10 protein-coding genes are annotated in these 11,296 nt (G+C 40.7%); 6 read left to right on the top strand and 4 right to left on the bottom strand.

The window, feature by feature from the left end:
* Positions 1 to 71: 71 nt before the first annotated feature.
* Positions 72 to 488, top strand: a complete 417-nt coding sequence (locus V5M37_RS02460) for a DUF1284 domain-containing protein (protein ID WP_423800604.1) — start codon at positions 72 to 74, stop codon at positions 486 to 488.
* A gap of 51 nt (positions 489 to 539) precedes the next feature.
* Here the strand turns inward: V5M37_RS02460 and V5M37_RS02455 are convergent, their stop codons facing one another.
* Positions 540 to 977, bottom strand: coding sequence for a protein-tyrosine phosphatase family protein (locus V5M37_RS02455; protein WP_423800603.1), 438 nt, complete (start codon positions 975 to 977; stop codon positions 540 to 542).
* 246 nt (positions 978 to 1,223) lie between these two features.
* Here V5M37_RS02455 and V5M37_RS02450 point away from each other — a divergent pair, with 246 nt between their 5' ends.
* From V5M37_RS02450 to V5M37_RS02440, 3 genes are all read left to right on the top strand, one after another.
* A complete protein-coding gene (locus tag V5M37_RS02450) occupies positions 1,224 to 2,663 on the top strand; it encodes a L,D-transpeptidase family protein (RefSeq protein WP_423800602.1) in 1,440 nt (479 codons plus the stop codon).
* A 144-nt stretch (positions 2,664 to 2,807) separates the two neighbouring features.
* On the top strand, positions 2,808 to 3,128 hold the full coding sequence (locus V5M37_RS02445) for a YbjQ family protein (protein ID WP_213147589.1): 321 nt from the start codon (positions 2,808 to 2,810) through the stop codon (positions 3,126 to 3,128).
* Positions 3,129 to 3,134: 6 nt separating this feature from the next.
* Positions 3,135 to 3,359 carry a hypothetical protein gene (locus V5M37_RS02440; protein WP_423800601.1) on the top strand — a complete coding sequence of 75 codons (225 nt, stop codon included), beginning with the start codon at positions 3,135 to 3,137 and terminating at the stop codon, positions 3,357 to 3,359.
* Between the two features lie 57 nt (positions 3,360 to 3,416).
* Here V5M37_RS02440 and V5M37_RS02435 read toward each other — a convergent pair whose 3' ends face one another.
* The 3 genes from V5M37_RS02435 to V5M37_RS02425 form a co-directional block, all read right to left on the bottom strand.
* Positions 3,417 to 4,601: an amidohydrolase gene (locus tag V5M37_RS02435; RefSeq protein WP_423800600.1), complete on the bottom strand. Its 1,185-nt coding sequence runs from the start codon at positions 4,599 to 4,601 to the stop codon at positions 3,417 to 3,419.
* Between the two features lie 46 nt (positions 4,602 to 4,647).
* Positions 4,648 to 6,066, bottom strand: coding sequence for an MFS transporter (locus V5M37_RS02430; RefSeq protein ID WP_423800599.1), 1,419 nt, complete (start codon positions 6,064 to 6,066; stop codon positions 4,648 to 4,650).
* A 203-nt stretch (positions 6,067 to 6,269) separates the two neighbouring features.
* On the bottom strand, positions 6,270 to 8,612 hold the full coding sequence (locus tag V5M37_RS02425; RefSeq protein WP_423800598.1) for a helix-turn-helix domain-containing protein: 2,343 nt from the start codon (positions 8,610 to 8,612) through the stop codon (positions 6,270 to 6,272).
* A 347-nt stretch (positions 8,613 to 8,959) separates the two neighbouring features.
* Between V5M37_RS02425 and ahpC the strand changes: the two genes are divergently transcribed.
* Both ahpC and ahpF read left to right on the top strand, forming a co-directional pair.
* Entirely contained in the window at positions 8,960 to 9,523 is a 564-nt protein-coding gene (gene ahpC / locus V5M37_RS02420; RefSeq protein ID WP_423800597.1) for an alkyl hydroperoxide reductase subunit C, read from the top strand.
* A gap of 12 nt (positions 9,524 to 9,535) precedes the next feature.
* On the top strand, positions 9,536 to 11,065 hold the full coding sequence (gene ahpF / locus V5M37_RS02415) for an alkyl hydroperoxide reductase subunit F (protein ID WP_423800596.1): 1,530 nt from the start codon (positions 9,536 to 9,538) through the stop codon (positions 11,063 to 11,065).
* Positions 11,066 to 11,296 lie beyond the last annotated feature (231 nt).

Raw genomic sequence — 11,296 nt, 5'->3', positions numbered from 1 at the left:
TTAAACGTGTTATAATATGTTAACTAGATTACATTTTAGGTTTACCTTTAACGTTAAATGGGGGGAGAATTATGTACAGGCTGCGAGGTCATCATCTTTTTTGCCTTCTCGGCTATAGGGGAATGGGCTATTCCGAAGAATACGTAAAAAATATGACACGTTTGCATGAAAACTTGCGAAAAAACCCCACAACTTTAATTCATCTTGTAGATGGACCTGATCAGTTGTGCGAAAAATACCCTAACTCTGGGCAATACCACTGCGAAGACAATCATATTTATGAAAGAGACGCCGCTATTTTAGAGAAAATGGGGCTTAAAATCGGGCAAATTCTGAGTTGGGAAGAGATCGAATCGCACATTCGAAAGTTTGTCGTCCCCGCAGATATTCAAACCATCTGCGAAACATGCTCCTGGCGTTCCTACGGAGTTTGTGAGGAAGGGATTCAAGAAATTCACGACGGGAAGGGCTTAAGAGAAGTTACATGAAACATGGGGACGGTTCTTCTGCCTCTGAGGCAGAAGAACCGTCCCCATGCATCATTTTATGCCCAGAAACTTTTCGTATTTTGATAATACTTCCATATAAATGGGCGGCGGTGCGACATCTGGTTTCTTTCTCCTGACTTTCCGCAGTGCCTGTTCACGATCTAACCGATATCGGTACATATAAAAAGCAGTTAGAATAAAACCAGTTCTGTGTATGCCAAACCTGCAATGGATTAGAACTCGATGTCCCCGGTCCATCAACTTATTTATTTGCTTCATCAAATTATCTAACCATTCCACACTCGGTTTAACCCAAAGAAAGATGGGAGACCAAATCATAACTCTCCTTGAAAAATCAAATTCAGGCTGATCAGGAGTTATGCGGAGGTTTACGATTGCCGATATTTTTCTTTTAACAAAGTCCCAGTCATCGGAAGAAATACTCCCCCCTGCGTACAATCTTCCTGGGATCATTTCAATATGGTTCAATGTGTTTACTCCTCAGTACTTGATTAATTTACATTATGAAAAAAGAAGGTTAAAGTTCCCCATCATTCATATCCCAGTATTTTTTACGAGCAAACAAAAAACGACAATGTTTGACGATTACATTTAGTAGAATAGTAGTTACAATTTAATCATTTTGTTAAAAAATAGTAAAACTTGAAACATAACCAATATATTCAACGTCTATAGGATTGATAGCTGAAATTACCTAGGGTGGGGGGATTCTTTTTGGAAAGTACGGTAAATATTAATGAAATCAATCAACAACGCGCAAATCCAACAAGACGGTTTGCAAACTGGAAGTTTATCACTGGATGTATCATTATTGTTTTTGCAGTTATTGCAGCAGGCAGCTATTATCAGGCAACCCACTTTAATTCAAATATCAAGATTAATAGCATAAAAGTCAGTGGAATGAGTGCTGAGCAAGCACTTGATAAGTTAAAAACAACCGAATTAAAAAACGTGGTCTTTATCGGTGATCAGCAAATTATAGATGGCAAAGATACGAAGATGGCATTTACGGACAAAGATTTGCCCGATGTCGAAAAATTATTAAGAAGCCAGTGGACGTTTTTTCCGTCTTCAAAAGCAAAAGATTATTCATTAATGCCTGGCAATCAGGACCAGTACCGAAACCAGACTTTGAAAAAACAATTGGAAGAAAAGCTGCTATCCATGAATCCGACTTTAAACGCACCAAAAGATGCAACGGTTCATTTAGAACAAGGGAAGATTGTTGTCACTAACAGCGTTGGCGGTGAACAGTTAGATGTCGCCGGTCTTCTAAAGGACTTCGATAAGCAAGAATACATTAGTGAAATCCATCTTAATCCTACATATATACAGCCCATTAAAGAAGACAGCGAGATTATAAAAAATCAACAGAAAAAGCTGGAGGCATTCCTTGCGCAATCCGTTGAATATAAGGTTCAGGATAAAGTCTTTTCGTTAAACGCCAGCGAATTAATTAAAAATGCGTCTATTTCAAAAGATTTGCAGATCAAGATTGATGATACAGGTGATATAAAGAATAAGATCGCAGAAATTAATAATTCACAATCCACATTAAATAAGGATTTCTCATTCAAGACTCATTCAGGTTCGGTGATTTCGGTAAAAGGCAAAGGCTATGGCTGGGCCATAAACGTTGATAAAGAAATACCGCGGATTCTGGCAGCTTTTGAAAATGGGGAGAAATCCGTTGACGCCGCCAATATTTACGGTAAAGGCTGGAAAGGTGAAGGCTACGGATATGATACGATTACAAACAATGGCATTGGCGATACGTATGCTGAAGTCTCCATTGCCGAGCAGCGAATTTGGATATACAAAAATGGACAATTAGTCGTCACGACGAATGTCGTAACAGGTACACAGAGTACCGGTCATGGTACAACACCAGGAGTGTGGTATATTCTCTATAAGCAAACACATGCCATCCTAACGGGTAGAGAAAACGGAAAAATCACTTATCAGACTCCTGTTGATTATTGGGCACCTTTTACAAATGATGGCCAGGGGTTCCACGATGCCAGCTGGCGATCAAATTGGGGAAGTAAAGCCTATCTTGCGGCAGGTTCACACGGCTGCGTCAACACACCGCCAAGCGTGATGAAAACCGTGTACAATAACCTCAGTGCCTATCAGCCAGTTATCGTTTATTAAAGATGTGAAATATGGGGACGGTTCTTCTGCCTCTTTTTGAGGCAGAAGAACCGTCCCTTTGCACATCAAAAAGTAATGGTATTTATATCCAATGGCAAGTAAAATAGACATGTAGGTATTATTTTTGTTAAGGGGCGGATTGGTATGATTATCGTAACAACAGAAAATATTGCGAATCATAAAGTGACTGAAGTGTTAGGTCCTGTATTTGGATTAACTGTTAGGGCAAGAGGAATTGGTAAGGATATTATGGCTTCCTTAAAGGGGCTGGTCGGCGGCGAAATCAATCAGTATACAGAAATGCTTGAAGATGCCAGGAAACAAGCGATTGACCGGATGGTGAAAAATGCTGCCGCAATGGGGGCAAACGCAATCGTTATGATGCGCTTTGACTCAGGAGAAATCGGCCAGAATATGAGTGAAATTGTTGCTTACGGAACAGCTGTTGTTGCGGAAAAGGAATAATAAACAATGAAGTGGATTTTGGGATTTTACGGCATCCAATTCTTCATCCTGATTATTCTAATCATCCTATCCTGGCTCATTTGGGACCGCCGCTTCAAGAATAAACATGGACAGCAAGTACCTAAAGGCTTCATCCGAACAAATGAGGTATCCATTGATCCAACCACAAATAAAAAATTAGTCGTTTACTTCAATCCGGAAACCGGAGAGCGCTTCTATAAAGAAGATTAAAACACGGGGACGGTTCTTCTGCTTCATTTTTTGAAGCAGAAGAACCGTCCCCATGCATCATATTCCATAATAACCGCAAACAACCTGGCCGACAGCTTTTGCTGCTACTAGGAGGGCGTCTTCGTCAATGTCGAATTTCGGATGGTGGTTGAAGTATGGTTTTTCAACCCCTTTTGGTGTACAGCAAATGTAGAAGAAGCAGGCTGGGAATTTTTTCGCATAGTGTGCAAAGTCTTCTGATGGTGATAATTTAGGGAATTCCTGTACTTCCGTAATATCTTTATCATTTGCATTTTTTAGAATCTCTGCCACCATTTCCGTTAGGTCCGGATTATTATAGAGCGGCGGATAGTCTGGTGTATATGTCATCTCACAAGTGACGTTAAATTCTTCCTCAATCCCTCTAGAAATACGGCGAATTTCTGTTTCGATTAACGTACGGGTTTCATCTGTCATTGCCCGCACATCGCCTTCAATTTCGACGCTATCCTTAATGACATTAAAGGTGCCCTTTCCGTCAAATGAACCAATCGTGACGACGCCCATATCAAATGGGTTTAAGCGGCGGCTGATAACAGTTTGAACAGCCGTTACAAAATGAGCTCCGGCGACAATCGCATCATTGGCTAAATGAGGCGAAGAACCATGGCCGCCTACCCCTTGGACCTTTAATTTAAAGTAGGCACGTCCAGGAAAGACGTATCCACTGTTATAGCCAACAACCCCGGAAGGTCCCATTGGCAGTAAATGAATACCGAAAATATTGTCCAAATCATCAAGCAGCCCTGATTCAATCATGCCGATCGCTCCGCCTGGCGGTACCTCTTCAGCAGGCTGGTGAATAATTTTAATCGTACCAGGGATCTCATCCTTTAATTGGATTAAACAGTCGGCTAAGATCATGAGATAGGCTGTATGGCCGTCATGAGCGCAGGCATGCATGACACCTGGATTTTTCGACTTAAACGGGACATCTGTTTCTTCAAATATTGGCAGAGCATCGAAATCAGCGCGTAATCCAATCGTCTTCCCTGGCTTTCCGCCTGTAATCGTCACGATTAACCCGTTGCCGCCGCCCACTTTCCGATCTACCTTGACATCTTTCCCTTTATAAAATTCTTCGATATATCTGCTAGTGTTTTCTTCTTCAAACGATAGTTCAGGATGTTCATGAAGATATCGGCGAATTTCAATCATTTCATCTTTACGCTCTTCTAACATTTGCATTAGTTTGCTCTTCATTCCCAGTTCCTCCATTCAATCTTTTTTTGCAAAAATTCTCCGCACATTAACTTGCTTGGGGTTCGGTCTTTAGAACACGCCCACGCTCTTTCTCTTTCCCTGCATTTTGGGGAACCATGATGATAATTGATAACAGCGCCAGCACGCCAAAGATCACATTTACAATCACGCCTGCGGTTGCTGCGAATTCAATGCTGGTAACGGCCGCCATTGTGCTGTAGACTGTCGCGGAAATCGCCACACCAAAGGCGCCGCCAAGCGAACTTGCCATTTTATAAATTCCAGCTGCTTCCCCTACTTTATTGGATGGGGCATTGGATACTGAAGTATCTGTAGAAGGTGTTGCATATATTCCAAGTCCCAGGCCAAATAAGGCAAAGCCAATAAACACGGCAACGGTATATGTTAAGTCATTCAGGAAGGTTAATCCCATCATCGCAACGCCAATAGTTGTAATAATCGTTCCCCAAATCATCGGTTTCTTCGCGCCAACTTTTTGAAGAATTTTCTCACCGACACGAATCATGGCTAACACCGCAACCAAGTAGCCGAGTGACAACATACCTGATTGGAAGGCTGTGAATCCCCTGCCGACTTGTACATATGTGTTTGCAACAACAAGTGTGCCTGCGATCGCATTTAATAGGAAGTTTGAATAAGTCGCTCCTGCATATGGCTTATTTTTAAATAAAGAAAAGTCGATTAGTACGATTTTTTTGTTTTTTTCCACCTTGAAAAAAACAATCGCTCCAACAATCGCAACTGCCGCAAGAATGATGGTAGTTGGGCTTGTCCACCCTAAATCCGCTCCAAAAGCGATAAATACGTTTAATGCAAGCATGGTAATAATGAAGATGACTAAGCCTGCATAATCGAATTTAAAAGCACCAGATGTTTCTCCCTTACTTTCAGGAGTGTCCTTAATTAAAAACATACCAAGAAGAGCAAATATGATGGAGAAGATAAAGATCCATCGCCATCCCATATAAGTAGCAATCGCGCCCCCTGCGAATGAACAAACCCCTGATCCGCCCCAAGAACCAATGGACCAAAAGCTTAATGCCCGCTGCCGATCTGCTCCCTCATAATACGCTTTTACTAACGCAATAGTTGCCGGCATAATACATGCTGCAGATAAGCCTTGAATGATACGTCCGATAATAAGAAGAACCGCTCCTTGGGCAAACACTAAACAAAGCGAGCCGATAATGCTTAAAATCAATCCAATATTGGTAATTTTTTTACGTCCTATTTTATCTGCGAGCCCGCCCGCAGCCACAATAAACATACCTGAAAATAACGCACTTAAACTAATCGCTATATTCAACGCCTCAAGTGATACCCCTAAATCCGCTTGAACAGATGGGACGACGTTGACCATTGCTTGTGCAAACAGCCAGAATGTAATAACGCCAAACACAATCCCGGTAATTAATTTATTTGTACCTTTATAGGTGGTCATCATAAATTCCTCCTTGACCTTATAATTTGTTTTTTTAGTCTTAATTAACCTGCAAGTGTGAAGGTGATTTAAATCATCTTGTGCCTTTATTATAAAAAAATGACCCCTTGTAAAAGGAGTCATTTTTTGTGCAGATAACCGTATCATCAAAGGTATTTATTAACTTAAAAAATAGGAACGCAAAATTTTACGGTCAATTTTTTACATTATAGAATGACTTTTCTTATTTCAAAAAAGTGAACCGCATTTACAGTTAGATAGGAGTAAAACGACCACTCCTCATCAATCATTTCATCAAAAACCTCTAAACTTGGATGGCTTGTCCGGATAATATAGTCAATAATCTCTTGGTCCATGCCATATTTACTATTGTTTTCCCTCCAGTTTTTATAAAGGGCCCCATGATCTTTATCAAAGATATATTTGCGTATTTGATATTCACCACTAGGAATTCCACTAATCGTTACCCGCATTTCTCTCATTAATTTTTGCAAAAAAGTTTCTTCAATTGAAAAATAAGGGTTCACAATATTACTGTTCATTAACACAAGCTGATAGCCGCGTTCATTTTCTGTCATGATATAAGACGGACCCTTTGCGACTACTTTACCTTGCAATTTTTTGAAGAAAGACATGGCATAATAGACAGGCCGCTTGCCATTAAAATAATGAAACAGCTCCATTCCTTCTAGAGGAAGATCTTTTCCTCCCATATTTTGCTCGTGTGTTTCGGTATTAATCCAGAAACCGAGCGTTTTCACGTCATCCGAAACTTTAATCGCATCATTTAAAATTAAGGCTCCCCGGAAAAAGGTTCCGTTCGTATAACGGGTATTTCCTGAAATAGTGTTCCATGTCAGCAAATGCAGCGGCTTCTCAATGGAATGCGCTTTTAAATATTGCTTTAATTTTTCCGTTTTTTCCTTGATAAAATCTTTTGCCAACCCATAATGGCGGTCGATTAATTCTTTAAAATTGATCACTTCATTAGGGCTGACTTTATAGGCGAGAAAATCAATTTCCGCAGCTTGCTGCAAAATCCACTTATACTGGTCATTTGTTGTACCTGCGGTAAATGAAAAAGGTAAAAACGCCCCTACTTGAATCGAAGGAATTTCTGTTTTTATTAACTTTCGCAGTTTTAAATAAAATTTCTCTAATTGTTTACTCGCAAAAGCCTGATCAAATGTTTCTGAAAATAAAAAGCACCAGGTGGCAAGATAACTTTCACCGAATACTTGTAAGCAGTGTTTTAAAAAGCTCTGCAGTTTATGAAGATAGGCACTTTCATCGGATGATATTTCGGCGTAGTTTACTTGAATATATAAAGACAAATCATTCGTTTTCATAAACTGGATGACTTCATCTGAATTATAATACGGAGATGTCGTCGGTATTAATTCATCTGTTTCTACCGCTGGAGATATCGACCGTCCGCTCAATAATTTCTGAATTCCAACATATTTGATTTGTAAATCTTCTTTTGCTAATAGCACTTGTGTTCGAACGGGGTTCTTTAGTAATTCCCTTAGTTCGCCGATCATTAAAATAGGGTTTGGATGATTTAATATTTTTCTATTTACCGAATTCACATCAATTTCGAGCTCTTCAAAACCGGCTTCTGTATTACTAAAGGGTTTGGTAGTTTCACCTTCCGCTATAAGAACGCCTAATTTCATTAATATATCTGGAGAACTAAGAAGGATCTCTGATTCTTGCAGCTGAAGGCTTTCAACGAGAGCAACCTTTTCCTGTGAGTTCTTTTCACGAAAAGTATGCGGCGTTTCCCCATAAACCTTTTTAAACAAATTTGAAAAGGATTTGGTATTGGGGAAGCCATTTTTTAACGATATATACGTAATCGATTCGGTTGTATAGAGCAAATCCTTAACGCTGTGTTCTAAACGAATATTCATTAAAAAATTGATAAAGCCTGTACCTAATTGCTGTTTAAAATATCGCGAGAAATAACTAGGAGACAGATAAAATTTATGAGCAACGTCCTCCAAGGTGAGCTGTTCATCATAATGCTGTTCAAGATACAAGATAATCTGTTTCAGCCTGGTATCCTTGACATGAATATTTTCAGATACCCTCCCCTGCTTTTTAAATCGGCGAATTAAAGTGATTAAAATCTTACAAAGCATTTCGTGCAACTCAAGACGGTAACCTTCATCCTGTCTGCAATAAATAACCATTAATTGTGCAAGCAGTTTCCGCATTTCCGACATCAAATTTTCTTTTCCTCTATCTATTTGCTGGGAAAACAGCTCAAATTGATAACGACGGTACTCCGGATAATATTGCGAAATAAAAGAATCAGAAATGCTTAATGTTAAAACCGTATTTTTCTTCGTACCTTGGACTTGATATATTTGATTTCTGTTAATAATAAGGTAGTCATATTCTTTAAGGTGATAAAATCGGCTATTGGTTTCAATCACCAATTCACCATCAAGGACAAGGAAAATTTCAATCCCCGAATACAGAGTGGATGATAAAAGCTCAATATGTTGTAAACGCAACTGAAAATCTTCGCCCGCAGCCACTTGGATCACTCCCTTCATTATTCATTGTATCCAAAAAAGATGCACGGGGACGGTTCTTCTGCCTCACTGAGGCAGAAGAACCGTCCCCGTGCATCAGTTAATTGAGAAATGTTAATAGCAATTGAAAATTGGAGTTTATTTTCCAGTATATTGATTGGCGCCAATTATTTTAAATAAAAGTTCATTCTCCTTGACAAAATGGGAATATTTATATAATAATATCTCTTGTATTAGAATTATTTTAAAAAACTAATTATAATTAAAAGGAAAATAATTAGTTCCCTGTAGTTTTGGCTATAATGCTATAGTGAACTATTTATTAATACACCCTCAGGAGGAAGATCATTATGTCTTTAATCGGTAAAGAAGTACAACCATTCTTAGCGCAAGCTTACCAAAATGGTGAGTTTATCTCAGTTTCTGAAGAAACTTTCAAAGGTAAGTGGAGCGTCCTTTGCTTCTATCCAGCAGACTTCACATTCGTATGCCCTACTGAATTAGAAGACCTGCAAAACCAATATGCAACTCTTAAAGATCTTGGCGTTGAAGTATACTCTTGTTCAACAGACACTCACTTCACTCATAAAGCATGGCATGATCATTCACCAGCCATCAGCAAAATTGAATATATTATGATTGGCGACCCTGCGCAAAAGGTTACTCGTGCATTCGATGTATTAGATGAAGCAGAAGGTCTTGCACAACGCGGAACTTTTATCATCGATCCTGACGGCATTGTCCAAGCTATGGAAATCAATGCAGATGGCATCGGCCGTGACGCAAGCACAATCGTTAACAAAATTAAAGCAGCACAATACGTTCGTAACAACCCAGGTGAAGTTTGCCCTGCTAAATGGCAAGAAGGCGGCCAAACCCTTAAGCCAAGCCTTGATCTTGTCGGCAAAATTTAAGGAGTCTTAACCATGATTTTAGATGCAGATATAAAAGCACAATTAGCCCAATACCTTCAAATGATGGAGGGCGATGTGCTGCTTAAAGTTAGCGCTGAATCTGATGACGTTTCTCGTGACATGCTGGCCCTTGTGGACGAATTAGCTGCCATGTCAACCCGTATTAAGGTAGAGAAAACAGAATTGCAGAGAACGCCAAGCTTTAGTGTGAATCGGATTGGAGAAGACACAGGGATAACATTTGCCGGAGTCCCTCTTGGGCACGAATTTACTTCCCTCGTGTTGGCACTGCTTCAGGTAAGCGGAAGAGCACCGAAGGTTGACCAAAAAGTCATCGACCAAGTGAAAAACATCAAAGGGGAATACCACTTTGAAACTTACGTTAGCCTAACCTGCCACAACTGTCCTGATGTTGTACAAGCACTGAACGTGATGAGCATTCTTAACCCAAGCATCACTCATACAATGATTGATGGTGCGGCATTTAAAGAAGAAGTTGACAGCAAAGACATCATGGCGGTTCCAACGGTGTTCCTAAATGGGGAATCCTTCGGCAGCGGCCGTATGTCACTAGAAGAGATCCTTTCCAAGGTTGGCAACGCACCGGATGCATCCGAGTTTGCCAACAAGGATCCATTCGATGTCCTTGTGATCGGCGGCGGCCCTGCTGGCGCGAGTGCAGCCATTTACGCGGCGCGCAAAGGCATCCGTACTGGTATTGTCGCAGAACGCTTCGGCGGACAGGTGATGGACACGCTTGGCATTGAGAACCTGATCGGTACGAAATACACGGAAGGTCCTAAGCTCGCAGCAAGTCTCGAAGAGCATGTGAAAGAGTACAACGTTGATATCATGAATCTGCAGCGTGCGAAACGCTTGGAAAAAAAGGACCTCGTCGAAGTTGAGCTTGAAAACGGCGCTGTTCTAAAAAGTAAGACGGTCATCCTTTCAACAGGTGCACGCTGGCGTAATGTCAATGTTCCTGGCGAAGCGGAATTCAAGAACAAAGGTGTAGCCTACTGCCCTCACTGTGATGGTCCATTGTTTGCCGGTAAGGACGTGGCCGTTATCGGCGGCGGAAACTCCGGCATTGAAGCAGCGATTGACCTTGCGGGTATTGTGAAGCACGTAACCGTTATTGAATTTGCCCCGGAGCTTAAGGCTGATTCCGTCCTGCAAGACCGTCTAAACAGCCTTCCTAATGCAACAGTCATCAAGAATGCACAAACAAAAGAAATTACCGGTACTGACAAAGTAAACGGTATTACCTACATTGACCGTGCAACCGGAGAAGAACACCATGTAGAGTTGCAAGGTGTGTTCGTTCAAATCGGCCTTGTACCAAACACCGAGTGGCTAGAAGGTACGGTTGAACGCTCTCGCTTCGGCGAAGTCATTGTAGACAAACACGGCGCTACGACCCTCCCTGGAGTCTTTGCTGCAGGCGACTGTACCGACAGCGCATTTAAACAAATCATCATTTCAATGGGATCAGGAGCAACTGCAGCCTTAGGCGCATTTGATTATCTGATCAGAAATTAACACATGGGGACGGTTCTTCTGCTTCATTTTGAAGCAGAAGAACCGTCCCTTTTCCTTTACGTGATGCATTAGAACCGTCCCCCTGCATCACCAATTTATGCTAATTCAAAAAAAGCCAAAAAATCTATTGACATTTATCTCATATACGGATAATATGAAGAAGCATTATTTTGGAAAGCTAAAATATATCTAATCTTGAGTCTTTCCAAGCAGATAATTTTGACCACTTCC

Origin of the sequence: Neobacillus sp. SAB-20_R2A, from assembly GCF_049568635.1 — a bacterium.
Taxonomy (GTDB): Bacteria; Bacillota; Bacilli; order Bacillales; family Cytobacillaceae; genus Neobacillus; species Neobacillus citreus.
The sequence above is the reverse complement of the archived record's forward strand: the minus strand, read 5'-3'. Positions and strand labels throughout refer to the sequence as shown.

Coding starts and splice junctions, on each gene's coding strand:
- V5M37_RS02460 (WP_423800604.1), top strand. CDS start 72: ATGTACAGGCTGCGAGGTCATCATCTTTTTTGCCTTCTCGGCTATAGG.
- V5M37_RS02445 (WP_213147589.1), top strand. CDS start 2,808: ATGATTATCGTAACAACAGAAAATATTGCGAATCATAAAGTGACTGAA.
- V5M37_RS02440 (WP_423800601.1), top strand. CDS start 3,135: ATGAAGTGGATTTTGGGATTTTACGGCATCCAATTCTTCATCCTGATT.
- V5M37_RS02435 (WP_423800600.1), bottom strand. CDS start 4,601: ATGAAGAGCAAACTAATGCAAATGTTAGAAGAGCGTAAAGATGAAATG.
- V5M37_RS02430 (WP_423800599.1), bottom strand. CDS start 6,066: ATGATGACCACCTATAAAGGTACAAATAAATTAATTACCGGGATTGTG.
- ahpC (WP_423800597.1), top strand. CDS start 8,960: ATGTCTTTAATCGGTAAAGAAGTACAACCATTCTTAGCGCAAGCTTAC.
- ahpF (WP_423800596.1), top strand. CDS start 9,536: ATGATTTTAGATGCAGATATAAAAGCACAATTAGCCCAATACCTTCAA.